Source organism: bacterium, from assembly GCA_035380285.1.
Lineage (GTDB): Bacteria > Auribacterota > Erginobacteria > Erginobacterales > DAOSXE01 > DAOSXE01.
This window is the reverse complement of record DAOSXE010000030.1, coordinates 1-26,435: the sequence shown is the minus strand read 5'-3', so window position 1 is coordinate 26,435 and position 26,435 is coordinate 1. Positions and strand designations below refer to the sequence as shown.

The following is a 26,435-nucleotide window of genomic DNA, read 5'->3' as shown; positions in this document are numbered from 1 at the left end:
GCGAGCGGAGCGAAGCAATCTCCTTATATTTGAACTGCTCCGGAGATTGCTTCGTAGTCCCGCGAGACGCGGGACTCCTCGCAATGACCTCAAATATCCCGTGCCCTCTGCTCCCCCAAATGCCTTTCCCTATTATCCGTGTAACTTTAGTTCCCTAATCTGTGAAACCTGCCTGCCGGCAGGCAGGTCTGTGGGCCGTTCCCCCGTCTGCGTAATCTTAGTTCCTGAATTTTTCCCCAATCAGAGTTAATCAGAGAAATCAGGTGCAAAAATCTCCAGGGGCAGCGGCGGAGGGGTTTTCTCCATGCTCCATGCTCTCTGCTTCTCTTCCCCGAACCCTGAACCCTGAACCCTCTCTGCTTTCCTCCTCAGAACTGCCCGGTCCGCAGCATGACCAGGGTACAGGCGTCGAGGACGGAGATGCCGACGCGTTCCAGTTCCGCGGCGATTTCCGCGTCCTCGGTTCCGGGGCTGAAAATGACCCGTCCCGGTTTGAGCGCGATCAGGTCCGGAAGCATCGGGCGCAGGCGTTCGGGGCGGACGTAGATCGAGACCGTATCCGGCCTTTCCGTGACCGCCGCCAGAGCGCTGACCGCCGGTATGCCGGCGATGGTTTCGGCGAGGGGATGAACGGGGATGACCGTATGCCCGTATTCGGCGAGCATGACCACGGCCCGGTGGGAGTAGCGGTCCGGTTTGGGGCTGGCGCCGACGACGAGTACCGTCTGTTTCATCTTCGCATTCCTCCGAACGGTCAGTGGTTGTGCCGGATAAAAATCCTAACCCGGCGCCGGTCCCTCCACAAGCGCAAACGAGACGGATGCGTCTCCGCGGTTCTGTTCGGCGGAGGAAACCGGTATAATCTTTTTGAAACCCGGCGATTCGCAGAAAGGAGAAACGATGGTTCGCGCGTTGAGGCGCAGGTACGCATATATCGTCCTGGCGACGGCGGTCGCGGCCGGCTGCGGGGGAGGGGAAGGTTCGAGGAGCGATTACCTGAGGCTCCGGCTTTCCGACGATCCCACCACGCTCGACCCGGCCGCGATCGTGGACGTCCCCGGCGGCTCCGTCGCCGCCAAGCTCTATAACGGTCTGGTGGCGTTCGGCCCCGACGGAGCTGTGGTGGGGGACCTGGCCGAGGAGTGGAGCCTGCTCCCCGACGGCCGCACGTTCCGGTTCCGGCTCCGTCCCGGGATCGAATTTCACGACGGCTCCGGCCTCACCTCCGCGGACGTGGTCTATTCTCTCACCCGGTTGCTGGACCCCGAGGTCAACTCCCCCCGTTCCTGGCTCCTCGACCCGGTCCGGGGAGCGGAGGAATTCCGCTCCGGCAGCGCCGCCGCCGTCAGCGGCCTCCGGGCCCCCGACCCGCTCACGGTCGAGATCGAACTACGGGAACCGTTCCCCGTCTTTATCTGCTATCTGGCCATGCCCAATAGCGCCGTGATCCCCGCCTCGTTTGCCGGGAAATCCCCGGGGAACGCGCCTCCCCCCGGTACCGGCCCCTACCTCCTCGCCGAATGGGAACGGGGAAACCGGTTGGTGCTGAAAGCCAACGAGGGTTATTTCAAGGGGCGCCCCGGCCTGGCGGGCATCGACTACAGGGTCATTCCCGAGGATATGACTGCGGCGGTCGAATTCGAGCGGGGGGAGATCGATATCATGGAAGTGCCCCGGGCGGAGTTTCGACGCTATCTGGCCGGTTCCCCCTGGAAGGAGCGCGTCCGGGAGCGGTCGGGGCTCAACACCTACTATGCGGGGTTCAACTGCACCCGCTCCCCCCTGGACGATCCGGCCGTCCGCCGGGCTCTCAACCTGGCCTTGGATCGGGAAAAGATCTGCAGGACCCTGCTCGAGGGGCGCGCGGTGCCGGCGGCCGGCCCCGTTCCCCCCGGCCTGCTCGACGATCCGGAACTGAAGGGGTACGGCTACGATCCGGACAAGGCCCGGCGGATGCTGAAAGCCGCCGGGATCTCCCTGCCCCTGGAGCTGGAATTACTGGTCAAAGCCGACCGCGAGACCATGAGCATCGCCGAGGTGATCCAGGATTACTGGAAGAAGATCGGGGTCGAAGCCCGGATCGTGCAGCGGGAATGGACCGCCTTCAAGCAGGAGGTGGCCCAGGGCGATTTCGACGTTTTCTACCTTTCCTGGTGGGGGGACTACCCCTCGCCGGAAAACTTCCTCTATCCCACCTTTTTTTCGGGCAACATCGGCTCGGCCGGCAACCGCAGCCGCTTCTCCGATTCGGGGACGGACCTGCTCCTCCGCGCGGCCCGCCGCCAGACCGACCCGTCCCGCGCTCTCGACCTTTATCGCCGGGCCCAGCGCCGGATAGTCGACCTGGCCCCCTGGGTCTTCCTCTGGCACCGGAAGACCTTCGTCATCACGTCCCCGCGGGTGAAGGGATACGAACTTCCCCTGATTTACAGCGCGGATAAGATGGAAACGGTTGAATTGATCATTCCCGGCGGGTAGAGTAATTAGCTGACAATCATGATTATTTCCAAGAAAAACATACCCGCCGCCGCTCCCGGAGTTTGGGAGCGGCTTCCCAAGGTGGAGCTCCACCGCCACCTGGAGGGATCGGTCACCCCCGAACTGCTCCTCGAGATTTCGGGGAAATACGGGGTCAAGCTCCCGACCCGGGACCTGGAGGCGTTGCGCCGCGCCACGCAGATCCGGGAGCGGGTGGGAAGTCTCGGGGAATTCCTTCAGCGGTTTTACCTCCTGGGCCTGGCCTTCCCCTCGGTCGAAGCCATTTCCGAAGTGGCTTACCGGGTCTGCCGGGATTGCGCCCGCGACCGGATCCGGGTTCTCGAACTCCGGTTCAGCCCGGTTTTCATGAGCATCGAACAGCCCCATCCCTGGGAGGAAATGGTCGAGGCGGTGTGGGCGGGCGTCCGCCGCGCCCAGGACGAATTCCCCATCAGGGTCGGGTTGATCATCGGGGTCTCACGCTCCAACGGCCTCGACCGGGCGCTGGAGGTCGTGGACCTGGTGGTCCGCAGCCGCGATCGGGGCGTTCTGGGCATCGATCTTTTCGGGGACGAAGCCCAGTACCCGCCCGAGCTTTTCGCCGAACCCTTCGCCGCCGCCCGGCGGTCCGGGCTGAACATCACCGTGCACGCGGGGGAGGGGGGAGGGGAGACGAACATCCGGACCGCGGTGGAAATATTGGGCGCCTCGAGAATCGGCCACGGGGTGCGGGTGATCAACGACCCGGAAATGATGGGGTGGCTGGCGGAGTCGGGTATTCCTCTCGAGATCTGTCTGACCAGCAACGTCCACACCCGCACCGTCGAGAGCATGGAGGAACACCCGGTTCGGCTGCTCTATGACCGGGGGGTGAGGATCTCGCTCAACACCGACGACCCCGGGATAAGCGACATCTCCCTCTCCGGCGAATACGAGCTGGCCTCGCGGCATTTCCGCTTTTCTTTGGAAGAAATCAAGGGGCTGGTTCTCGACGCCTTGAACCAGTCGTTCCTCGCGGAGTCGGAGAAAGAGCGGATACGCCCGGGTCTGGAGAAGGAACTGAACGGTCTTTAGGAGACCGACCGGGGGGGGAATGATCGCTTACGCGGGGCGCCGGGTTCTTCTGGCAATTCCCACCCTTTTAGGGGTGACGCTGATCACCTTCATCCTCACCCGGGCGCTCCCGGGGGATCCGGCCTATGCCCTGGTCGGGCAACGGGCTGCTCCCGAGACCATCGCCCGCGCCCGCGAGCTGATGGGGCTCGACCGCTCCCTGCCCGGCCAGTACCTGCGGTACCTGGGCAACCTCTCCGTCGTGGGGCCGGGGAAGTCGGGATGGCCCGCGTTCAAGCTTCCCTACCTGGGAGAGTCGTATTTCACCCGCCGCCCGGTTTCGGAACTGCTCGCGGAAAAGTTCCCCCACACCCTGAGGCTGGCGGCGGCGGCCATGGCCGTGGCGGTGGCCGCGGGGATCGGCCTGGGGCTGCTCTCCGCCTCGTTTCCCGGCCGTCTCCCCGACCGGATCGCATCCCTGGTGGCCATCGGGGGCATCTCCATTCCCGTGTTCTGGACGGGGTTGGTGCTGATCATGGTTTTCTCCTATCTGCTCGGCTGGTTCCCGGCTTCGGGGATGGGCGGGGGGCGTCTCGTCTATCTGGTGCTCCCCGCGCTCACCCTCGGCTCCCGTTCCGCCGCTTACCTGGCCCGGATCACCCGGTCCAGCATTCTCGAAGCCGCGGGCAGGCAATACGTCGTCACCGCCCGGGCCAAGGGGCTGGGGGGGGGGAAGGTCCTCATCCGCCACATGCTGCGCAACGCCCTGATTCCCATCGTCACCCTGGCCGCCCTCGACTTCGGCTCGTACCTCAACGGCTCGGTCCTGACCGAGACCATCTTCGGCTGGGACGGGGTGGGGCGTTTGGTCATGACCGCCATCCGCCGGCAGGACTACCCCGTTATCCTCGGGGGCGTTCTCCTGGGGGCGGTGGTATTCATCGCCGTCAACGTCCTGGTCGATCTCTCCTACGCGCTGATCGATCCCCGGATCCGGGTGGGGAGGAAGAGCCGGTGAGCATCCGTCCGGGAAACGCTCGGACGTTGATTCCGCTCCTCCTGCTGGGAACGATCGTCTCCGCGGCCGTCTTCGCCCCCCTCCTGGCGGCTTTCCCCCCCGACGAGGTGGATCTCGACCGCGTCGGCGAGGGACCCTCGGGGACCCACTGGTTCGGCACCGACGAAAAGGGAAGAGACGTTTTCAGCCGGGTGGTCTACGGAGCCAGGTTTTCCCTGGGCATAGGCGTTCTGGCCACCGCGATGGCGCTCCTGCTGGGCGCCGCCGCCGGCCTGGCCGCGGGATATTTCGGAGGGACCGTGGACGCCGTCGTCCAGATGATCACCGATATCACCCTGGCGTTCCCCAGCCTGCTTCTGGCCATCGGGATCAGCGTGGTTCTCGCTCCGGGGTTCGTCACGGTTTTCGTCGCCCTGGCCCTGGTGGGATGGGCTTCGATCGCCCGTTTGGTGCGGGGGGAAGTGCTGGGGATCAGGGAAAGCGAGTACGTTCAGGCCGCCCGCGCCGGCGGCGTTTCCTCCGCCGGCATCATCGTCCGCCATATCCTCCCCAACTGCCTTCCGGTGATTCTGGTCGCCGGCAGTCTCAAGATCGGGGGTTTCATCCTCGGCGAGGCCGCGCTCAGTTTTCTCGACCTGGGGGTGAGGCCTCCCGACCCCGCCTGGGGTTACATGATCAGCGCCGGGCGGGAGTATCTGAAATCCTGTCCCTGGATGACCGTTTTTCCCGGATTTTTCCTGGCTTTGACCGTCTTCTCCTTCAATCTGCTCGGAGACGCAGTCCGGGACCGCCTCGACCCTTCCTTCAAATAAACCGGCCGTCCGGGGTGTTTTCCCTCGCCGGTTCCGTCTCCGCTGGGCTATCCTTACGCGGAACCCGGAGAACCTCGATGACTCCCAAGAAGCATTACCCGCTCGCCCGCCCGCGCGCGGAAACCGTCGGCCCGATCGATTACGAGCGCGAACTCAACCCCCAGCAGCTGTCGGCGGTCAGGGCCCCGGACGGCCCCATCCTGGTCGTCGCCGGCGCCGGCAGCGGCAAGACCCGGGTGGTCACCTACCGCGTGGCCAGCCTCCTCGAACGCGGGGTCGGTCCCGAGGAGATTCTCCTGCTCACTTTCACCAAGAAAGCCGCGGGGGAGATGCTCGCCCGGGTCGAAAGCCTGGTGGGAATGAACTTGGGAAGGATCTGGGGAGGGACGTTTCACCACGTGGGGAACATGGTTCTGCGCCGCCATGCCGCTCTGATGGGGCTGGGAGAGGAATACGCCATTCTCGACCGCGACGACTCCCGCACCCTGGTCGACGGCCTCATCCGGGAAGCCGGCCTCGACGTCAAGGCCCGGGAATTCCCCAAGAGCAGCCTCTTCCTGGAGACGCTGGGATACGCCCGTAACACGCGGACCTCGTTGGAGACGGCGGTTTCGGTCAAATGCCCGGTTTTCGAGAAGGCCGTGGGGGAGATCGAGCGCTTGGCCGCCGTCTACGAAAAGCGCAAGCGCGCCCGCAACTATCTCGACTTCGAAGACCTGCTGGCGCTTTTTCACGACCTCCTCCTGGCTCACCCGGAGGTGGCGGCGGAGTACCAGAACCGGTTCAGGCACGTCCTGGTCGACGAATACCAGGACACCAACGCCCTTCAGGCCGCCATCGTCAAGATCCTCGCCGCCGGTCACGGGAACGTCATGGCCGTTGGGGACGACGCCCAGTCGATCTATTCCTTCCGGGGGGCGGTCTTCAGGAACATCCGGGAATTCCCCCGGGATTTCCCCGGTTGCCGGATATTCACGGTGGAGACCAACTACCGCAGCACCCCCGAAGTCCTGGCTCTGGCCAACCAGGTGCTGCGGGGGGGGGAAGGGTACGCCAAACGTCTCCGTCCGGCCCGGCCGGCGGGCCCCCTACCGGTTCTGGTGCGCCCGCTCGACGTCTACGATCAGGCCAGGTTCCTGGCCCAGAGGATAGCGGAACTGATCGAGGAAGGGACCGATCCGGGAGAAATCGCCGTTCTCTACCGGGCGCACTTCCACTCCATGGAAGTGCAGATGGAATTGACCCGGGCCGGGATCCCGTTCTCGGTCCGGTCGGGCCTGAGATTTTTCGCCCAGGCCCACGTCAAGGACGTTCTGGCGTACCTGCGCGTCGTCGACAATCCCATGGACGAAGTTTCCTGGAAGCGGATCCTGACGACCCTGCCGCGCCTGGGCCCGAGGACCGCGGAAAAGATCTGGGCGAGAATCTCGTCGGCCGCCGATCCCGCCGCGGAACTGGCGTCCGCGGAAACGGCCCGGTCGGCCCCGGCCGGGGCCCGGGATTCCTGGGAGTCGTTCGTCGCCACCGTGGCCGATCTGCGCTCGATCTCCGGCCAGGGTCCTCGGCCCATGATCGAGCGCGTTCTCGAGGGGGATTACGGCGATTACCTCAAGGCCAAGTATTCCAATTCCCGGAACCGGGAAGACGACCTCCGCCAACTGGCCGAGTACGCCCGGGGGAATTCCGACCTGCACCGCTTCCTCGACGAACTGGCCATGAGCGGGGGAACCGATCCCGCGGACGCTTTTTCCGAATCTCCCCGGCCGTGCTCGGTGGTGCTCAGCAGCGTCCATCAGGCCAAAGGCCTGGAATGGGAAGCGGTTTTCGTTCTCTGGCTGGCCGAGGGCCGCTTCCCCGCCGCTTCCAGTTTCGGCGACGACGAAGCCATGGAGGAAGAACGGCGGCTCTTCTATGTGGCCGCCACCAGGTGCCGGACGCGCCTCACTCTGCTGCAGCCGCTGAGCGCGCGCCAGCGCAGCGGCGAGACCCAGGCCGTCACTCCCTCCCGGTTCCTGGTCGATCTCCCGCACGATACCTATGAGGAATGGGACCTGTATGACATCGATTGCGACGTCGATCTTTTCTAGGCGCCCGGGCCCGCTTACGCCCCTTCTGCCCCCGGCGGCCGGGTGGTATACTGAAGTACTGGCGCCGCGCGCTCCGGCGCCGGCCGCGGGAGGGGCACGACGATGAGATACGGCAGAACCATCCGGGGAGCGGGCCTGGTCGCCCTGGCGCTGCTGGCGTGGATCGTTTTCACCACCCGTTATGCCTGGCGCGACTACCTCTCCGGCCCCGACGTGCGTTTCGCCGGAAACGCCGCCGTGGCGGCCGGGCTCTATCCCGCGGGATTCGAATCCGCCACGGTTTTCAGCAACGACGATTTCAACGCCCGCACCCCCCTGGCCGAAGCGCGCGCCTTCCGGGAGTGGCTCAAGGCCCGAGAACTGCCCGTCACGTTTTTCGTCATCCCCCGGCAGCGGGGCGAAGCCCCCCTGGGGGAGGGGGACCGGCTCGACCTCCTCCGCGCTTTGGCCGCCGACGGGCACGAGATCGCCCAGCACGGGTATGCCCACTTCTGCCCCCGCAACCGCGAGGAAGGGCTCCAGGAAGGCGCCGAGATGGCCCTGCTCGGACGCGAGGAAGCCGAAAAGAGGATCGCGGAAGGTCGGCGTCTTCTTCGCGGTCTCGGTTTCGACCCGATCGGACACCGCAGTCCCTGCTTTTCCGGAACGGTCGAAACCGTGGCCGCCCTGGCCGACCTCGGTTTTCTCTACGGCTCGGACATGAACCTGCCCGCCTGCACCCCCCGCAATATTTTCTGGCCGGATTTCCCGGGGAGGATCCTTTATCCGTGGCGGCTGCCGGGGATCGATCTGCTGGAGATAACGGGCCAGACCGACCCCACCGTCCATCCCGCCAAGGCCCGGGCCGTTTTCGACCGGATTCACGCCCGATCCGGCGTCGCGGTCTTCCTGACCCATCTGCCCCAGATCGGGGAACGGGAAAACCTGGACCGGCTGGGGGAGTTCGTGGAGTACGTCCGCGCCCGCCCGACCTGGATCTGCCGCCTCGACCAGCTGGCCCGCTGGTGGACGGCCCGGGAGCGGCTGGAGATAGAAACTTCGTTCGAGGACGGGATGCTGAAGGTGACGATCTCCAATCCCTCTCCCTATCCGCTCGAGCGCTGCCGTCTGGTATTCGCCACTCCCGGTCCCTTCCTGGTCGAAACCGCGGGGGGAGTCGTCCTGGCCCGCGGGGCGGGGGAGGAGGCGATCGTCGATATCCCTCTTCAAGCCGTTTCGGCCGCGGAGGAAAACTGTCCCGGGGGGATATGCCCCGTTTCCGCCCGAGCCGGTTCCCGGTAGGATTTCCCGGGGAGAAGCCCCCGGGTCAGGGAGCGGGCACGAACAGGTTTTGACCCACCCTGATCGAGTTGGGGTCGCCGAGGCCGTTGGCTTCGACGATGGCCTCGACCGTGGAGTTGTAGGTGCGGGCGATGGTGGAGACGGTCTCTCCCGAAGCCACCACGTGCTCGTAGCCCCGCATGTACCCGCCGCGGCCTCCCGTCCTCGAACCGCCCTTGGCGATCTCGGCCCGGAGCCGGGCGTTCTCGCGGGAAACTTCCTCGAGAACGATCTGCAGGCGTTGCTCGGTGGCCTGCTTCAGCGCCTCCACGCTGCTCCTGATCTCGGCCATCGCCTGATCGCGTTCGCGGCTCACTTCCCCGGTTTGCCGGCCGATGCCCTCCACCTGCTGTTCGAGGAAGAGCTGATCGCGTTTGAGAGCCGCGCACATATCCTCCAACTCGAGGGTGCGCGTTTCCAGAGCCTGCAGGCGCCGTTCGATCAGGGCGCCGGGGTCTTCGCCGCCGGCGGTGTTACGGGAAGAAACGCACCCGGCCAGCAGCGGTATCCAGACCGCGGCGGCCAGCACGGCGGGAAATTTCCGGATCATCGTTCCGCCCACGGGGGATCAGTAATGGTAGCGGCCGATTACGCGCCGCCGGGGGGCGGAATCGTCTTCGGAGGCGGCCGCCGGCTCTTCGCTGGGGACCGGGACCGGCTCCTGGTACACCTCGACTTCCTCCATCTCCACCTCGACCTCTTCCATGTCCTTGGGCTCGGGCGCGGCCACCGAAGCCGGGGCCTCCCCGGAGCCGTAATCGACCAGGAAGTGGGCGCGGCGGTTCTTGGCCCAGCATTCCTCGGTGCTTTCGGCGCAGACCGGTTTGTCCTCGCCGTAGCTGATGCTGTGAATCCGGTCGGGGTTGATTCCGAGCTTGGTCAGTTCCAGGCGGACGTTGAGCGCCCGGCGTTCCCCCAGGGCGGTGTTGTATTCGTTGGTCCCGCGTTCGTCGCAATGGCCCTCGACCAGCAGCCGGGCGTTGGGGTGGGCGAGCATCCAGTCGGCCACTCCCGACAGCACCGCCCGGCCTTCCGGGGTGATATCCGAACTGTCGTAGGCGAAGTGGATGTCCTGGAGGACCAGGGCGTCTTCCTCGGAGGGTTCGATAAAGGCGACGTCGCCTTCAAAGGGCTCCAGGGGGAAATCATAGCCGAGTTCGGCCTGGCTGATCTGGTCGGGCGTGGCGGTGGGTTCGGGCCGGTTGGAGGCGCACCCCGCCGCCATGAGGACGGCCAGGACCGGGATAAGGCTGGTCTTGACGATTCTTTCCATGCTCTCCACCTCCGTTGTGGATGTTCGCCTGTGAAATAGTTTGTGTGATTCTATACGCCGGTTTTTCATAAATCAAGGAATCAATGCGTCCGCGGCCGTTGATTTCACGGGTTTTTCGCGCCGGCTCAGTACCGGTACGGGCCCCACGCCGGGCTGGTGCAGGCCAGGCCCCGGGTGAGCTGCAGGGGTTCGGGATTGAGCAGGTCGATGACGAACAGGTTGGTGGTCCCCCCCCGGTCGGAGCTGTAGACCAGGTGGCGGTTGTCCGGGGCCCAGGAAGGGTCTTCGTCGTTCCAGCGGTTCCGGGTCAGGCGCTGGGCGCTCCCCGAATCCAGGTCGACGATGCAGATCTCGAAGTTTCCGTCCAGCAGGGAAGAGTATGCGATCATGTCCCCGCGCGGCGACCAGGCCGGCGAACTGTTGTAGGAGCCGGTCAGCCCCAGCCGCCGCGGATTGGAGCCGTCGGCGTTCATGATGTAGATCTGGGGGGTTCCGCCCCGGTCCGACGTGAAGGCCAGGCGGGTGCCGTCCGGCGACCAGGACGGGGAGCAGTCGTTCCCGCGGCTTCTGGTCAGGCGTTCGAGGGAGGACCCGTCCAGCCTCATTCTATAGATTTCGTTGTTCCCGTCCCGGCTCAGGGTCAGGGCCACCCAGCGGCCGTCGGGAGACACGGCGGCGAACGCGTTGAGGCCGGGAAATGAGGCGATCACCCTTCGTTGGCCGGAGGCGAGATCGTCGTAGATCACCCAGGGGAACCCGGAGGAGTAGGCGGTATAGACCAGGGCGTTCCCATCCGGGGCCCAGTCGGGGTTGATGGCGATGCCCTTTCCCGAATTGATCTTTCTCCAGTTCTGGCCGCACCCCTCCATCAGGTAGATGGCCTTCTCCCCCCTGTCCGAGGAGACAAAGGCGATCTGGGTCCGGGCCAGGCCCCGCTCCCCGGTCAGGGTGCGGACGATCTCGTCGGCCAGGGCGTGGATCCCGTCCCGCCAGGCTTCGGCCCCCAGGGCGTACTGTTTTCCGAAGACCTGGCGTCCCTTGGAGATATCCACGACCCGGCACTCGATGGTGATGCGCCCCCCCTCGACCGAATACCCACCTTTGATCAGCACCTGGGCGCCGGTGGCCGCCCATTCCTTGAGGTTGAGTTTTCCCGTCCGCCGGTCCAGCTGCTCCGCTTCCTCCACGAAGGCGCGGTTCTCGACCGGGAGGAAGTAGCCGGAAAGGGTGAGGTCGTCGATGAGCAGGTTGGTCAGGGACCGGGCCATTCGGGAGTTTTCGGCGGGGCCGAGGTTGGCGAAGAGGGGAACGGCCATCCTCATGGAGTCGGCGTAATGTTTGGAAACCTTGATCCGGGTCTGGCCCCCGGCGGCGCCGGCGACGGCCATAAGGGCGACGGCGGTGAAGAACTTGGCGGTGCGCATATTCATATTTATTATGTAAGTATACGCCGGATCCGCGCTCGAGTTCACCTGAAAACGCAGGCGGCGGCCGCAAGCCCGGGGAAAATTTCTTGCCCGCCGCCGCCCGGAGGTCTAAAATCACGATAGAAATACAAATTACATGGAATTCGTCAACATTATGCCTGGAGGGTCCGGATGAAGAATATAGCCGCCGTCGCCGCCGTGCTGGCGCTGCTCTTGCCGGGGAAGGCCCCGGCCCAGGATCAGAATAAATGGGGCCAGCCCCCCTTTGTCGGCCTGGGAGCGATGGACATCTCTTCCTCGTTTTGGCGGGAAACCGAGACCGTGGTCGCCGACGATTGGCAGTGCCGCGATCCCCGGCCGGTTTCCTACATCCGGTGGTGGGGGTCCTACCCCGGCTGGATGGAGAGCATGCCCTGCGTGGAACCGGTTCCCCCTCCTCCCGTGCGGCCCATCGCCTTCATCATCAGCTGGCACGAGTACACTCACCCCGAGGGAGAGTACAGCCGCCCCGCGGCTCTCCTGCGGGAGGAGTTCTGCACCGATTTCACCGAGGAGTACTGGGGTTGCGACGAGCGCTGGGATAAGTCGGAATATTACGAGCACGAATACGTTTACGGCCAGTGGCTGACGGAACCGTGGCCCCAGGTGGATGGAACCTATTATTTCGTCAACATCCAGGCCGTCTTCGACCCCGCGGTCGAGACCGAATTTCTCTGGGGGTGGAAGAACGCACTCCCCGAAGCCCACTGGAACGACGACGCGGTTCAGATGACCGACGGGGTCACCTGGGGCGAACTCGTCTATCCCCCGGAGCATCCCGAGTTCCCGCTCTCCATCGACATGGCGTTCGAGCTCTACGTGGATCCGACCCGGACGCCCACGCCATCTCCCACCGCCACGCCTTCGCCGTCCCCCACTCCCACCAACGGGGTCCCCTTCACCCCCACCCCGACCGCGACGCCGTGGATTCCCTTCACTCCCACCCCGACCAGGACTCCCGCCGCCACGCCGACCCCGCCACCGCCTTCGCCGACGCCGACCTTCCAGGGCACGCCGACCTATCCGCCGACGCCGACCCCGTCCGCGACTCCTCCCCCCGTGGTTCCGGGAGACTACGACGGCGACGGGACCGCCGACATCGCTCTCTACCGTCCTTCCTCGGGGCTATGGCTGATCCGCCACCTGACCCGGGCGTGGTTCGGGACCTCGACCGACCTGCCGGTGCCGGCCGATTACAACGCCGACCGGGTCTGGGATATCGCCCTCTACCGTCCTTCCCTGGGAAAATGGATGGTCCGCGGCCTGACCTCGGTTTTTTACGGGGTTTCCACGGACGAGCCGGTTCCGGGCGATTACGCCGGGGACCGGTACTGGGATATCGCCCTCTACCGGCCTTCGATCGGAAAGTGGCTGATCCGCGGCGGCGCCGGAATCTATTTCGGGTCCGCCGCCGACTCCACCGTTCCCGCGGACTACGACGGGGACGGCCTCACCGACATCGCCGTCTTCCGGCCCTCGATCGGAAAGTGGCTGGTGCGGGGGATCAGCGGCGTTTACTACGGGGTTTCGACCGACGTCCTCATCCCGGCCGACTACGACGGCGACGGGACCGACGACATCGCCGTTTTCCGGCCCTCCTCGGGCCGGTGGCTGGTCCGGGGCGGGGCGAGCGCATATTTCGGGGTTTCGACCGACACCGCCCAGCCCGCGGACTACGACGGGGACGGCAGCGCCGACTTCGCCCTCTACCGTTCCGGGGCGGGGAAATGGCTGATCCGGTACCTGACCCAGGTCTACTACGGGACTTCCACGGATATCCCGGTCACCTCCCCCTAGCGTATTCATATGTAGGGGAAGGGGATTGACCACAGGTCACAGAGGGGGAAAAGAGAGGGTTCAGGGTTCGGGGTTCAGGAAGGGAGGAATCCACAGACCTGCCTGCCGGCAGGCAGGTCCGTGGACATATTTGGGGGGCGCGGTTGAGGGCTACTGAATTCTGAATACTGTATTCTGAATTCTTCCCCTCATCTGCCTAATCTTAGGTTCACCATGAAGGACATGAAGTTCATGAAGGGGAGAGGGTTAGCCACAAAAGGCGCAAGAGGCACAAGAGGAAAGGGGCAGAGAGCATGGAGCACCCCTCCGCCACGGACCTCTTAGGGTTCAGGGTTCAGGTCCGGAGAATTGTATGTCATTGCGAGGAGTCCCGCGTCTCGCGGGACTCCTCGCAATGACCTCTCAAATATCCCGTGCCTTCCGCTCCCCCAAAAACCTTTCCCAATCTATCTGTGAAATCTGTGGACTCATTGAGGGGGCCTAGGCGGAGGGTCTGCCCTGAACCCTGAACCCTGAACCCTGAACCCTGAACCCTGAACTCCCCCCCCGACCCTCGATTTGAAAAAAAACGCTTGCGCGGGCCGGGCATTCATCGTATATTCCGAATAATTGAATATAGGAGGTCCCGATGAACATGGATGAATGCCGCCGCCTGGGGGAGCTGTTGAAAGCCCTGGGGCACCCGGTCCGTCTGAAGATCGTCGACGGACTCATGAGCCACAGCTGCAACGTGGGCGAAATCGTCGACGGGCTCGGACTTCCCCAGTCGACGGTTTCCCAGCACCTGGCGGTGCTGAGGACCCGGGGAATCATCGCTCCGGAAAAGACCGGGGTGAGGACCTGCTACAAAGTAATCGACCCGGCGGTGCGCCGGCTCGTCAGGTGCCTGAACCCGCGCTAGCCCGGCCGCGCAAAACGCTCGTAATCGACGGAGGAAGATGCCGCCATGCCAACCATGAACAGTAGATTGATATCGTTCGCGGTCAACCGGCCCCGGGCCGTGACCTGGGCAATGGTGTTCACAACCTTGCTTCTGGCCCTTCTGGCCGGTCTTCCCAGCCTCTGGCCCCGGACCTTCGGGTTTCTTTCGCCGTTGCGGGTGGACACCGATCCCGAGAACATGCTCCCCGCCGAAGAAGCGGTGAGGGTTTTTCACAATCGGATGAAGGAGGAAATGTCCCTCTCCGACATGGTGGTGGTGGGAGTGGTCAACGAGACCGACCCCGACGGGGTGTTCAACCCCGAATCCCTGGCCCGGATTTACGAATTGACGGAATTCGCCAAGACCCTGACCTGGGCGGACCCGGACCGTCCGGGCGAGCGTTCCGGGGTGATCGACGTCGACGTGATCGCGCCGTCCACGGTGGAGAATATCCTTCAGGACGGACCGGGCACGGTTAGGTTCGAATGGCTGATGGGCCGTCCCCCCTCGACCCGGGCGGGAGCGCAGGAAGTCCGGGAAAACGCGAGGCGGCTCCCCTTCCTCAGGGATACGCTCCTTTCCGGAAACGGAAAAGCGGTCGCTCTCTACCTGCCCCTGACGGCCAAGGATCAGAGTTACCGGGTGGCGGAAGCCCTGAAGGAGAAGATCGCCGGATTCTCCGGAAACGACCGCTATTTCATCACCGGGCTCCCGGTGGCGCAGGATACGTTCGGGGTGGAGATGTTCAAGCAGATGGCGGTGGCGGCCCCCATGGCCATGGCCATCATCTTCCTGCTCATGCTTATCTTCTTCCGCAAGCTCGTCCTCATCGTCTCCCCGCTGATCGTGGCCCTGGTCTCGGTCATCTGCACCATGAGCCTGCTGGTCATCACCGGCCGGACCGTCCATATCATGAGCTCGATGATCCCGATCTTCATCATGCCCATCGCCGTCCTCGACGCGGTGCATATCCTCTCGGAATTTTTCGACCGGTTCCGGGAGACGGGAGACCGGAAGCAGACCCTCCACGCGGTGATGCGGACGCTCTTCACCCCCATGCTCTACACATCGCTGACGACCTCGGTCGGGTTCGCCTCTCTGGCGCTTACGCCCATTCCTCCCGTCCAGGTTTTCGGCATCTACATCGCCTTCGGCGTCGCCACCGCCTGGATCTGGACGGTGCTCTTCATTCCGGCTTTCATCATGCTCATCCCCGCCCGTTCCCTGGCCAACTTCGGGGCCCTTCACGACCGGAGGGAGGACCGGGAGATCTCCCGGGCGGTGCGCGAGCGGCGGCACACCATCTCCTCCAACCTGACCATGACCTGGTTGCTGGGCGGCGCCGGGCGCCTCACCTACCGCCACGCCCGGACGGTGCTGGCGGTGGTGGCGGTACTGGTGGCGGTTTCGATTTGGGGGATCAGCCGGATCACCATCAACGACAATCCGACCAAGTGGTTCACGTCCTCCCATCCCATTCGAGTCGCCGACCGGGTCCTGAACCATCATTTCGCCGGGACCTATACCGCCTACCTCGCCCTGAAGGCCCCCGAAACCGGCCCGGCGGTGGGGGAGTACGCGGACGGCCTCGAAGCCCGACTGGAGGCGAAAGCCCGGGAGGCGGAAGCGGAGTACCCCGGAGCCTCCAAAGTCTTTTCCGCGCTGGAAGCGCACCTTAAAGCCTCCGCCGGCACCGCCGCGTCCCCCGACCGGTTGCTCCAGGGCCTGGTCCGGTTCGCCGAATCCGCCATGGATAAAGCTCCGTCCGCCGACCTCGACGCCTGGGACGAGGCCCTTCTGGCGCTGGACGCGGAAAGGCAGAGGGGGGAGGTGTTCAAGCAGCCCCGGGTCCTGAGGTACATCGCCGGCCTTCAGAACCACCTGCTCTCCACGGGAGTGGTGGGGAAATCCAACTCCCTCGCCGACATCGTCAAAACCGTCTACCGGGAGCTGGTTTCGGGCCGGGACTCCGATCTGCGGATCCCCGATTCGGCGGGCGCTGTCGGACAGGCGCTGATCACCTACCAGAACAGCCACCGTCCCCAGGACCTCTGGCATTTCGTCACCCCCGACTACCGGACCACGGTTCTCTGGATACAGCTTAAGAGCGGCGACAACCGGGACATGGAAAAAGTGCTGGATTCGGTCGACGGTTATCTACGGGACAACCCTCCCCCCGAGGGGTTGGAGGCACAATGGTTCGGTCTGACCTACATCAACGTCGTCTGGCAGAAAAAGATGGTCAGCGGGATGCTCCAGGCTTTCCTGGGGAGTTTTCTGATCGTCTTCCTGATGATGACCGTCCTCTACCGCTCCGCGCTGTGGGGGGTCCTCTCCATGATCCCCCTGGTCGTCACCATCGGCATGATCTACGGGTTCATCGGGTTGGTGGGGAAAGATTACGACATGCCGGTGGCGGTGCTCTCCTCCCTGAGCCTGGGGCTGGCCGTCGATTACGCCATCCACTTTCTCTCCCGGAGCCGCGAACTCTACGAGCGTTGCGGGACCTGGGAGCGGACGGTGGCGGCGGTTTTCGGGGAACCCGCCCGGGCCATCGCCCGGAACGTGATCGTGGTGGGAGTGGGGTTCCTCCCGCTGTTGCTGGCGCCGTTGGTTCCCTACCAGACCGTCGGGCTCTTCATCGCCGCCATCCTGGTCACGGCGGGCGTGGCCACGCTCCTCATCCTTCCGGCCCTGATCACGGTTTTAAACCGGCTGGTCTTTCCCCGCACCCGCGCGGCCGGAATCACCTGCAACTGCGCCACCTGCGCCGTTTCCGCCGCGGCCGTGGTCCTGGTGGCGGTCATCAATCTCAAACGCTTTCTCGACGTCGGGGTCACCGCCCTGACCTGGTGGAGCCTGGGGGCCATCGTGGCGGCGGCCGCGCTCTGTTCCTACCTGTCGCGCCGCCGTTCCTGCCGGAGTGTCCCGGCCGACCCCGGTTCCGGGGAGAGTACAATCAACCGCTGACGGAAGAAGGAGGCAGCAAGATGAAGCAGCTGTACACGATCGCGGCGGCCGCCGCCGTACTCGCCGGCGTCGCCCGGGCCGAAACCGGCGTCGTCCCCACGGTCGACGAAGTGGTGGCCAAGACCAACCGCGCCGCCTACTATCAGGGCACCGACGGCCGGGCCCGGGTTTCGATGACGATCACGGACAGCCAGGGCCGCGAGCGCACCCGGGAGTTCACGATTCTCCGCCGCGACGAACCGGGTCCCGAGGGAACGGCCCCGGACGAGTTTGCCGGGGATCAGAAGTTCTACGTCTATTTTCAGCGCCCGGCGGACGTCAATAAAATGGTCTTCATGGTCTGGAAGCACGCGGCCGCCGACCGGGACGACGACCGGTGGCTCTACCTGCCCGCTCTCGACCTGGTCAAGAGGATCGCCGGGGCGGAGAAGAGGACGAGTTTCGTCGGGTCCGATTTTTTCTACGAGGACGTTTCCGGGCGCGGGATCGGCGAGGACGTTCACGAACTGGCCGAAATCACCGACAACTACTACGTGCTCAAAAACACGCCCAAAGACCCGTCATCGGTGGAGTTCGACCACTACCTGATGTGGATTCATAAAGACACGTTTCTTCCGGTAAAAATCGAATACTACGACACCGCGGGGGAACCGATCCGGGAATACGCGGCGTTGGGGGTGGAGACCATCGCGGGTTTCCCCACCGTGACCCGGTCGATGATGAAGAACCTCAAAACCGGCAGCCGAACGGAGATGAGCTACTCCAACGTGGCCTACAACATCGGGCTGCCCGACGAGATCTTCTCCGAACGCTACCTGCGCAAACCCCCGCGCGAATATCTGCGCTGAGAGGAGGAGGCGATGAGACCGGCGATGAGGATGTCCTGGGCCGCGGCGGTTCTCCTGGCCGTTTCCGCGGCGGCGGGGCGTTCCGAACCCACGCTTCCCGCCGGCTTGGGCGGGGCGTCGGAGCCCTCGCTCCCCGTCGGGTTGGGAGGAGCGTCGGAGCCTTCGCTCCCGGCGGGGCTGGGGACGGGAACTTCGGGCGCCGCCGAGGCGTCAGCGGACGGGGAAGGGGGAACGTGGTCGATCCCCTTCGATTTTTCCGGTTTCGCGGATGCCCGGGTCGGCGTTCGCACGCAGAACGATCCTTACGAAAAAGACATGTCCCTGGGCGAGTTCCGGGTGCAGGGGGAAGCGGAAAAAGCCTGGCGCGACTGGTCCGCCCGCATCCGGGCCGACCTGCTGTACGATCCGGTCTACGACCATGAAACCGTCGATCTGGCTACCGGGCGGGGCTGGTTCGACCTCAGGGAAGCCCGCGTGGCCCTGACCCCGCTCCCCTTCGTCGACCTCAAGATCGGGCGGCAGATCATCACCTGGGGCACCGGCGACCTCCTCTTCATCAACGATCTTTTCCCCAAGGACTGGCAGTCGTTCTTTATCGGCCGGGACGTCGAATATCTGAAAGCCCCCTCGGACGCGGTCGTGGCTTCGTTCTTCAGCCCGGCGGCCAACCTGGACCTGGTCTATGCCCCCTGCTTCAACGCCGACCGCTATATCGACGGGAGCAGGCTTTCGTACTTCAACCCGCTCCTGGACCGTATCGCCGGCCGCGATGCCGTGCTCCGGACCGAACGGCCCCAGACCTGGTTCACGGACGCCGAGGCGTCGGCCCGGCTCTACCGGACTTTCGGAGGTTACGAACTGGCCGCGTACGGCTACTACGGGTTCTGGAAGAGCCCGGCCGGTTTCGACCCCGGCTCCGGGGAGTGGACGTTTCCCCGGTTGTCGGTGTACGGTCTCAGCGGCCGCGGACCCGTCGGTCCCGGGATCGGCAACCTGGAGTGCGGCTGGTACGATTCCCGCGACGACGCCTCCGGTTCCGATCCGCTGGTGAAAAACGGCGAACTGCGTTTCCTCGCCGGATACGAACAGGAGTTGTTCGCCGACTTCAACGCCGCCGCCCAGTACTACCTGGAGGTTCTGCTCAACTACGACCGCTACCGCGAAGTCCTCCCCCCCGGCGAGCACCCCCGGGACGAGGCCCGGCACGTCCTCACCCTGAGACTGACCTGGCGCCTGCTCCGACAGAACCTGGTTCTCTCCTTCTTCGGGTACTGTTCCCCCTCCGACCGGGATTTCTACCTGCGCCCCAACGTCAGCTACCGTTTCGACGACCACTGGACCGCCGAGGCCGGGGCCAACGTTTTCTGGGGGGAGGACGATTGGACGTTCTTCGGCCAGTTCGCTCAGGACAGCAACGTTTACCTGGCCGCCCGTTACGGTTTCTGAGGGGAAACCTCCGGGGGGCCGGGAAACCGAACCGAGGAGAAATCATGATCGAGAGATGTCTGCGGGGAGTCGCCGGATTCTTCATTCTGGCCGGCACGGCCCTGGCGGTATGGGTGAACCCCAACTGGCTGTGGTTCACCGCCTTCGTCGGGCTCAACCTGCTCCAATCGGCTTTTACCGATTGGTGCCCCCTGATCTGGATTCTGGAGAAGGCCGGAATGAAACGCCGGGGCTGATGCCCGGCTATTCCTTGAGTTCGAAGAGCAGTTCGTATTCCTCGTAGCGTTTCTCCTGCCCGGTGGGAGGAATCAGCGGGTCGGCCAGGCGGACGGCTTCGAGGACGGAATCGTCCATGACCCTGCTCCCCGACGAGCGGGAGATCCTGATGTTTTCGATGTGGCCGTCCCGGTAGACCCGGAAGGAGACCACCGCCGTCGCCCGGGGCTGCTTGACCAGCGACCGCGACGGTTGTTTCCAGAGGCTGTACATCCGCTGCTGGATGTACGTATGGTACCAGGTTCCCGTCTGGACGGCGGCGCTCCCGGAGGAGACGGGCCGGGCGGCGGCGGCCGGCGCCGTCACTCCCGCCAGGCGCTGCTTCAGTCGTTCCTCCAGACGGGGTTCGATGGGGCCCGAATCCGCCGCCGGAAGCTTTCTCACGACCGGTTGGGGTTTGAGGGCGGGTTCGGGTTCGGGTTCCGCTTCCGGTTCCGGTTCCTCGGGCGGTTTTTCGGGAAGCGTGACCGGCGCGTCGGCCTCCGGGGGGGCGGAGGGAACGTCCACCAGCTCCACCCCCGTCACCGTGCTCTCCAGAAAATCGTCGTCGTCGGCGCCGCCCGCGATCACGAAGAGGACGAACAGAAGAATATGGGCGGGGACGACCAGAAAGAGAAGGATGCGCACATACCTGCCGTTCTTCATCAGTCGATCCCGCCGGACCCTTCCGGGGCCCACCCCGGGGGCCCGGCCGCCCCGGTTACCTCTTCCCCCCCGCCGGCACCGTGGCGATGCCGATCCGGGAAATTCCGCTGCTCTTGATCCCGTCGAGAACCGTAACCACCAGTCCGTAATCGAGTTTTTCGTCGCCGCGGAGGGTGACCGGGGTCTGGGGGTTGACCGCGGCCGCGCGGGCCAGGGTCTCCTTGAGTTCGTCGATGGTCACCCTCCGGTCGTCCAGGTAGATCCGGCCCGGGGGCGCGATGCTGACGGTGAGGGTTTCGCCCGTGGGCTGGATGCTCGACGGCGAAGACGAGGGGAGACGGACGTCGATTCCGTGTTCCATGATCGGGGCGACCAGAATGAAGATGATAAGCAGGACCAGCATGACGTCGACGAGGTTGAGCATATTGATCTCGGCCAGGCCCGTCTTCGTCGGTTCCGGTCGTCGGATCATTCCGCCTCCGCGCCCCCCCGGGGGGCTTCCAGCGGCTCCAGCACCGGGTAGTGCGTCTCCACCGCCCGCATGAACACCTCGGCGAAGCGGTAGAGCTCGACCCGGTAGTTGTCCAACCCCTTGTTGATGAGGTTGAAGGCGATCAACGCCGGCAGGGCCACGATCAGGCCGAAGACCGTGGTGATCAGGGCCCCCGAAATACCCGGGGCCACCGCGGCGATGGTGGCCGACCCGAATTCGCCCATCCCCTGAAAAGCCAACAGCACTCCGGAGACGGTGCCGAGCAGCCCCGCCATCGGGCCCGCCGCCGCGATGGTGCTCAGGGAGGCCAGGTAGCGCCGCAGCTGGGAGCAGTCCTCGTCGGCCCGGTTGAGGAGGGCGTTTTCGATTTTTTCGAACTGCCACCGACTCAGGGCGTTTTCCGCCCGGCTCCGTTGCAGCTGCCAGGTCAGTTCCCGGCACCCGGCCCGGTAGATTCCGGCCGCGGGTTCGAGCGCTTCGTTCCCCTTGGTGGTGATGAGGAAGGGGGCGCGGCTGGTCTGCCGGAAAAGGCTCAGCAGCCGCCGCAGGGCCCGCCGGGCCCGTTGCAGATCGCAGACTTTTCCCACGATCAGAGTGGTGGAGTAGATGGAGGCGAGGAACAGCAGGAAGACGATGCACTTTCCGAAAAAATCCGAATCCAGTATCGCTTGCCAGAAAGGAGGGTTCACCTTCGTTTTTTATTTCCCGTGTTCGGCGTTAGCGCTCGATGAGCTTGTCGCATTCGGCCAGAAGATGTTTGATATCGAAGGGTTTTCCCCAGACCGCGTCCAGGGTCTTGAGATCGGGGTCCTCGTCGTCCAGGTTGTCGATCCAGCCCGTGATCAGCGCCACTTTGGTTTCGGGGGAAATCTCCCGGACCATTTTGGCCAGGCTGATGCCGTTCATGCCGGTCATCCCCAGATCGGTGACCACCAGGTCGAACGACCCGGCCTTGACGTCCTCCAGGCCCTGTTTGGGGTCGGTGCGGCTGACGATCCGGTAGCCGGCCCGGGTCAGGGTTTCCTCCAGGATACCCAGGACGCTTTCGTCGTCGTCGATCAGGAGGATGCGTCCTTCCCGGGGGCGTCCGGGAGCCTGTCGCCGCGTCGTCGGGCCGTCGCCGGCCCGGGCGGTTTCCGCTTCCGGGGAGAAGACGGGGAGAACCACCGTGACGGTCGTTCCCCGGCCGACTTCGCTCTTGATGGAGATATTGCCGCAATGTTTTTTGATGATTCCGTAGGTTTCGCTCATCCCCATCCCGGTTTTCAACGGCCGTTCGGTGGTGAAGAAGGGCTCGAAGACTCGTTCCAGGACCTGGGGGGGCATTCCGCACCCGTTGTCGGTGATGCGGGCGTAGGCTTTCTGGCCGTCGCGCCAGGTCTGCACTCCGATGTTGCCCCCGTGGCTGAGAGCGTCGATGGCGTTGAAAACGATGTGGGAGAATGCGGTTCTCAGTTCCTCCAGGTTGCCGTGGATGACGATGGAAGGTTGGAGTTCCGGGGTCATGGTGATGGTCAGGCCTTTCTTCTGAGCGATGTCCCTCCAGCGGGGGCGGGTGCGGTTGAGCACGTCCCGGAGGAGGTCGGAGAGGTCGATCTCCTGGCTGATGTTCTCGGGGTGCCCCAGGGTGAAGGTCTGAAGGCTTTTCACCGACTCGGCGCCGGCCATGGCGGCGCGCTCGATGCTGCGCAGCCGTTTCTGGATCGAGGGCTCGCGCTCCGACTGAAGCAGCAGCTGGGTGTTGCCGAGGATGTTGGCCAGGATGTTGTTGAACTCGTGGGCGATCCCCTCGACCATCTCCCCCAGGGCGTTCAGACGCTCCGACCGCACCAGGGCTTCCTGGGCTTCCTGAAGTTCCGCGTAGGCGTTTTTCAGGACGCTGATGTCCTTGGTGATGCCGATGATCCCCAGGAACTTGCCGGAGTTGTCGGTCAGCAGGGAGAGGCTGACCAGGACCGGGAACCGCAGCCCCTCTTTGCGGGTGGCGGTCAGTTCCCCTTCCCAGTGGCCTTCCCGGCTTATCCGGGGGATGGCCTCCTCCATCAGTTTCCGGTAGCTCTCGGGCGTGTAGATGTCGCCGGCATCGAGTTTCTGGAACTCTTCGAGCGTATACCCGAACATCTCCACTTCGGCCTGGTTGATGAAGAGCCAGTTCCGGTCCTTGTCGGTGAGCGTGATGCCGTCGCCGGTCTGTTCGATGGCGGTCAGGAGGATGGTGAGCTGTTCCGTCGCGGAAAAGTTCTGGGCCAGCAGCTGGCTGTGGGCCCTGGTCTGATCCAGGGCCTGGTTGATGCGGGTTACCAGCTTGTCCGGGTTGATGGGTTTGGAGAGGCATTCGATCTTTTCGGCATGCTCGGGGGAGAGCCGCTCCTTGAGGGAGTCCGGGTAGGCCGACATGAATACCACCGGGATCGACGCCGTTTTCCGGTCCCGGCGCAGGCGTTGGAAAACCGCGACGCCGTCTTCGCCGGGCATCATCACGTCCATGAGAATGAGATCGGTGCCGGGCGCCGCCTCCACCGCCTGGACGCCGTTTTCGGCGAAGACGGTTTCGTGGTTGGAATATTGTTGGATGATCAGTTCGATCATCCGCCGCTCGTCGCGGTTGTCGTCGACTATCAGGATCTTGGACAAGTCGGGACCCTCGTTTCGGGGAATTCTAACACGCCCGCCGCGGATGCGCAAAAGCAAGATGCCTTTCTCCTTCCTCGACTCGGCGCGGTTGCGGGTTCCGGGGTGTTCGGCTATACTGAAAAACACTCCGTCTTCCGTGCGCGCCGCGAAGGGCGGAGCCGAAATCGGAAAACAAGGAGAAGATTGGCCATGCACATTCCCGACGCCATGCTGCACGGGGCGGTCTGTCCCGTCACCGCCGCCCTCAGCGCCTCCGGGGTGGCCGGCGCCGCCTGGGCCGCGGTCCGGAGCGTCCGGCGCCCGACGGCGGGGAGGTTCGCCGCCGTCACCGCCTTGATATTCGCCGCCCAGATGCTTAATTTCCCCATTTCCGGGGGCACCTCCGGGCACCTTCTGGGAGGTGTCCTGGCGGCATCCCTGCTCGGGATCCCCTTCGGGATACTCTCTTTGGCGGTGGTGGTTTCCGTCCAGTGCCTGGTTTTTTCCGACGGAGGATTGAGCGTTCTCGGCGCCAACGTCTTCAACATGGCTCTGATCGGGGCGGGTCTGGGCGGCGTCCTCGCCTCCGCCGCCGCCGGGTCTTCCCCGGGCCCGGTTCGCCGCTACGTCGCCCTGGCGGGGGCTTCCTGGCTTTCGGTCGTGCTGGCTTCGCTGGCGGTCGCGGCGGAGCTCTCCCTGGCCGGGGTCATCGGGTTTGGGACGGTGGCGTCAGCCATGGCGGGCACGCACGCCTTGATCGGCGTGGGCGAAGCCGCCATCACCGTCGGCTGCTGCCTCTTCCTGCGGGCTTCAGTTCCCGCCCGAGCCGGCGCCGGGCGCCGGCTCGCCGTTCCCCTGGGCGCGGCGGTCCTGGTGGCCCTGCTGCTCAGCCCCTTCGCTTCCGGGCTTCCCGACGGACTGGAATGGGTGGCGGATCGCTATCGCTTTCTCCACGCCGCCGCCCCGTCCTTCGCCGCCCCCTTTCCCGACTATCGCGTTCTTTGCGTCGAGGGAGAGTTCCTCTCCACCGTCATGGCCGCGCTGGCCGGCGTCGCCGTCACCTTCGGCGTGGCCTGGCTGGTAGGCCGGGCGGCGGCCTCCCCGGGCCGCGCCCGCTGAAGCGGGTCCCGGCGCCGCCCGGATACGGCCGCCGCGTGTCTCCGGACGGCGACGGCCCTTGTCAACGGATTTCGGGATTGACTGGGGAAGCATGCTGTCATAGTATGCAACGCTCGCCCGGGGCAGGCCGATCTGGCTCCCCGTACCAGCCGGGTTCGCGACCCCGGTATGCAGGAAGGATATCGAACGATGGTTGAACTATACGAGGAGATGATCAAGCGGTTTATCAGTCCGCTCTCCTGTCTGGACCGCGGCGTTCTCGACGCCCTGTATTTTCTTCGGCGCGACGGATCCTTCGCCTTCACCGAAGGTTACTGTCATCCCGAAGGGGGCATGACCGGCAAGATCATGCTTCAGCCCGATCCCGCCGGCGGCGTGGATATCTTCGGGCGCCGTTTCCGAAGCAGCTACAAACGCGTCGTCGACGGGAAGACCGAACTCATCCCCCACGAGGAACAGCTCTCTCTCCAGTACGAATTGACCCCGGGTCTGGATCCGGCGGCCCCGCGGCCGATGTACGCCGAATACCATGTCGAACTGCCCCTGGCGGATTTTGTCGGTGTTTTCGAACATCGCCGTTCCCTGGCTACGGCCATGGAGGTGTTTCCCCGGATGAAAGCCGTCGTCACCGATCTGGCCCGAGGTTTTTCGGTTCCGGTTTCCGACCTGGGCGTGACCGGGTCCTCCTGCTACGGTAAATTCCAGGAAGAGGACGAAGACGTCGACCTGGTCTGGTACGGGACCTTGGAAGCCAACCGTCGGGTCCTGGAACTGATCCGGGAACATACCCGGAACCGGGACAACCGGGTCTTCGAGTTCGGGAAGCTGTGGCCGATCCGTTTTTTCTGGAAGGGCGTGATGATCTGTTCGTTCTTCAATTACGCCCGGGACGAAGAGATTCCCCTGCGGGAATGCCGGATGGAGGTCCTGGAGGAAAATGTGGAGGGGGAGGGGACCGTAGCCGACGACACCCATTCCATCTATATGCCTCCGATCCTCTCCCTCGACTCGCTCGCGCTCGGCGGTTCGCCTTCGAACCCCATGAACCTGATCGTGTATGACGGCTCCCTGCGGGGAGAATATTTCAACGGAGACCGCTTGCGCTTCCGCGGCCGCCGGGTGGGCGTATGGACCCCTCGAAAAAGCTACGAAGCCCTTCTCGTCACTCACAGTGCGGATATCTCCCGCGTCCGGGATTGAGCTCCGGGCCCCGGGAGACGATGGATTCCCCGGTGGAACCGGGAGAACAGGAGCAGGAATGAAGTATACTTTCGAACAAATGCTCAAAGACTTTCTGCGGCCGATCGAGGAATTGGGAGGGAAGGCCACCGATTCCCTTTATTTCCTGCGCCGGGACGGTTCATTCGTCTTTACCGAAGGTTATTGCCACCCCGCCGGCGGCCTCTACGGCAAGATCATCTATTATCCCGAGGAGGGGGGAACCGTGGACGTCTTCGGGCGCCCCTACGGCTGCACCACCAAAAAGAAGAAGGGCGAGGAGTACATCTACGTCGGGCACCCCGAGCAGATCCGCCGTCACGGCGAGATCGACCCTTCCCTCGATCCCGCGGTCGAACGCCCCGTCTTCGTCGAATACGAGATGCCCTTCCGGCTCGACGAGTTTCTGGGGTATTTCGATCCCCACCATTCGCTGGAAGTCTGCTCCGGAATGTACCCCTGGGTCGCGCGCGCCGCCCGGGCCGCTTCCGAAGTGCTGGAAGTGCCTTGGGAACGGCTGGGGTTGACCGGCTCCCTGGCCTACGGCCGCTACGAGGAGGGCGACGACGACCTGGACCTGG

The 26,435-nt window shown here is 64.6% G+C and carries 23 protein-coding genes; 15 read left to right on the top strand and 8 right to left on the bottom strand.

Features of this window, described 5'->3' with window-relative positions; all coding sequences use genetic code 11:
• Positions 1-368: 368 nt before the first annotated feature.
• Positions 369-734, bottom strand: a complete 366-nt coding sequence (locus PLZ73_10710; GenBank protein ID HOO78344.1) for a CoA-binding protein — start codon at positions 732-734, stop codon at positions 369-371.
• Between the two features lie 166 nt (positions 735-900).
• Between PLZ73_10710 and PLZ73_10705 the strand changes: the two genes are divergently transcribed.
• The 6 genes from PLZ73_10705 to PLZ73_10680 all read left to right on the top strand — a co-directional run bounded on the left by PLZ73_10705 (position 901) and on the right by PLZ73_10680 (position 8,729).
• Positions 901-2,478, top strand: a complete 1,578-nt coding sequence (locus tag PLZ73_10705) for an ABC transporter substrate-binding protein (GenBank protein HOO78343.1) — start codon at positions 901-903, stop codon at positions 2,476-2,478.
• A gap of 18 nt (positions 2,479-2,496) precedes the next feature.
• On the top strand, positions 2,497-3,552 hold the full coding sequence (add, locus tag PLZ73_10700; protein ID HOO78342.1) for an adenosine deaminase: 1,056 nt from the start codon (positions 2,497-2,499) through the stop codon (positions 3,550-3,552).
• 19 nt (positions 3,553-3,571) lie between these two features.
• Positions 3,572-4,549 carry an ABC transporter permease gene (locus PLZ73_10695; protein ID HOO78341.1) on the top strand — a complete coding sequence of 326 codons (978 nt, stop codon included), beginning with the start codon at positions 3,572-3,574 and terminating at the stop codon, positions 4,547-4,549.
• Complete coding sequence (locus PLZ73_10690) at positions 4,546-5,361, top strand: ABC transporter permease (GenBank protein HOO78340.1); 816 nt, start codon at positions 4,546-4,548, stop codon at positions 5,359-5,361. Before PLZ73_10695 ends, PLZ73_10690 begins: the two co-directional genes overlap by 4 nt.
• A 77-nt stretch (positions 5,362-5,438) precedes the next feature.
• Positions 5,439-7,448: an ATP-dependent helicase gene (locus PLZ73_10685; GenBank protein HOO78339.1), complete on the top strand. Its 2,010-nt coding sequence runs from the start codon at positions 5,439-5,441 to the stop codon at positions 7,446-7,448.
• A gap of 102 nt (positions 7,449-7,550) precedes the next feature.
• Positions 7,551-8,729: a DUF2334 domain-containing protein gene (locus PLZ73_10680; GenBank protein ID HOO78338.1), complete on the top strand. Its 1,179-nt coding sequence runs from the start codon at positions 7,551-7,553 to the stop codon at positions 8,727-8,729.
• 25 nt (positions 8,730-8,754) lie between these two features.
• Here PLZ73_10680 and PLZ73_10675 read toward each other — a convergent pair whose 3' ends face one another.
• The 3 genes from PLZ73_10675 to tolB form a co-directional block, all read right to left on the bottom strand.
• The gene (locus tag PLZ73_10675; GenBank protein HOO78337.1) at positions 8,755-9,318 is read right to left on the bottom strand and encodes a LysM domain-containing protein; all 564 of its coding nucleotides are present in this window, start codon (positions 9,316-9,318) and stop codon (positions 8,755-8,757) included.
• 18 nt (positions 9,319-9,336) lie between these two features.
• A complete protein-coding gene (pal, locus tag PLZ73_10670) occupies positions 9,337-10,041 on the bottom strand; it encodes a peptidoglycan-associated lipoprotein Pal (protein HOO78336.1) in 705 nt (234 codons plus the stop codon).
• Between the two features lie 125 nt (positions 10,042-10,166).
• Positions 10,167-11,471: a Tol-Pal system beta propeller repeat protein TolB gene (gene tolB, locus PLZ73_10665; GenBank protein ID HOO78335.1), complete on the bottom strand. Its 1,305-nt coding sequence runs from the start codon at positions 11,469-11,471 to the stop codon at positions 10,167-10,169.
• A gap of 168 nt (positions 11,472-11,639) precedes the next feature.
• On the opposite strand from tolB, the gene PLZ73_10660 reads away from it, so the two are divergent.
• The 6 genes from PLZ73_10660 to PLZ73_10635 all read left to right on the top strand — a co-directional run bounded on the left by PLZ73_10660 (position 11,640) and on the right by PLZ73_10635 (position 19,726).
• Complete coding sequence (locus tag PLZ73_10660) at positions 11,640-13,304, top strand: VCBS repeat-containing protein (protein ID HOO78334.1); 1,665 nt, start codon at positions 11,640-11,642, stop codon at positions 13,302-13,304.
• A gap of 628 nt (positions 13,305-13,932) precedes the next feature.
• Positions 13,933-14,205: a metalloregulator ArsR/SmtB family transcription factor gene (locus PLZ73_10655; protein HOO78333.1), complete on the top strand. Its 273-nt coding sequence runs from the start codon at positions 13,933-13,935 to the stop codon at positions 14,203-14,205.
• A 45-nt stretch (positions 14,206-14,250) separates the two neighbouring features.
• Positions 14,251-17,196: an MMPL family transporter gene (locus tag PLZ73_10650; GenBank protein ID HOO78332.1), complete on the top strand. Its 2,946-nt coding sequence runs from the start codon at positions 14,251-14,253 to the stop codon at positions 17,194-17,196.
• A gap of 20 nt (positions 17,197-17,216) precedes the next feature.
• Entirely contained in the window at positions 17,217-18,044 is an 828-nt protein-coding gene (locus tag PLZ73_10645) for an outer membrane lipoprotein-sorting protein (GenBank protein HOO78331.1), read from the top strand.
• 12 nt (positions 18,045-18,056) lie between these two features.
• Positions 18,057-19,490: a hypothetical protein gene (locus PLZ73_10640; GenBank protein ID HOO78330.1), complete on the top strand. Its 1,434-nt coding sequence runs from the start codon at positions 18,057-18,059 to the stop codon at positions 19,488-19,490.
• 41 nt (positions 19,491-19,531) lie between these two features.
• Complete coding sequence (locus PLZ73_10635) at positions 19,532-19,726, top strand: DUF2892 domain-containing protein (protein ID HOO78329.1); 195 nt, start codon at positions 19,532-19,534, stop codon at positions 19,724-19,726.
• A gap of 7 nt (positions 19,727-19,733) precedes the next feature.
• On the opposite strand, the gene PLZ73_10630 is transcribed toward PLZ73_10635, so the two are convergent.
• From PLZ73_10630 to PLZ73_10615, 4 genes are read right to left on the bottom strand one after another with little or no spacing between them, the layout of a single operon-like run.
• Positions 19,734-20,411, bottom strand: coding sequence for an energy transducer TonB (locus PLZ73_10630; protein HOO78328.1), 678 nt, complete (start codon positions 20,409-20,411; stop codon positions 19,734-19,736).
• 55 nt (positions 20,412-20,466) lie between these two features.
• Complete coding sequence (locus PLZ73_10625) at positions 20,467-20,883, bottom strand: biopolymer transporter ExbD (protein ID HOO78327.1); 417 nt, start codon at positions 20,881-20,883, stop codon at positions 20,467-20,469.
• Positions 20,880-21,593 (bottom strand): MotA/TolQ/ExbB proton channel family protein, encoded by a 714-nt coding sequence (locus tag PLZ73_10620; GenBank protein HOO78326.1) that lies wholly within the window; start codon positions 21,591-21,593, stop codon positions 20,880-20,882. Before PLZ73_10620 ends, PLZ73_10625 begins: the two co-directional genes overlap by 4 nt.
• A 28-nt stretch (positions 21,594-21,621) precedes the next feature.
• Positions 21,622-23,538: a response regulator gene (locus PLZ73_10615; GenBank protein HOO78325.1), complete on the bottom strand. Its 1,917-nt coding sequence runs from the start codon at positions 23,536-23,538 to the stop codon at positions 21,622-21,624.
• A gap of 189 nt (positions 23,539-23,727) precedes the next feature.
• Between PLZ73_10615 and PLZ73_10610 the strand changes: the two genes are divergently transcribed.
• The 3 genes from PLZ73_10610 to PLZ73_10600 all read left to right on the top strand — a co-directional run.
• A complete protein-coding gene (locus tag PLZ73_10610; GenBank protein HOO78324.1) occupies positions 23,728-24,636 on the top strand; it encodes an energy-coupling factor ABC transporter permease in 909 nt (302 codons plus the stop codon).
• 189 nt (positions 24,637-24,825) lie between these two features.
• Positions 24,826-25,836, top strand: a complete 1,011-nt coding sequence (locus PLZ73_10605) for a hypothetical protein (protein HOO78323.1) — start codon at positions 24,826-24,828, stop codon at positions 25,834-25,836.
• A gap of 58 nt (positions 25,837-25,894) precedes the next feature.
• A partial coding sequence (locus PLZ73_10600; GenBank protein ID HOO78322.1) for a hypothetical protein occupies positions 25,895-26,435 on the top strand: 541 nt, incomplete at its 3' end.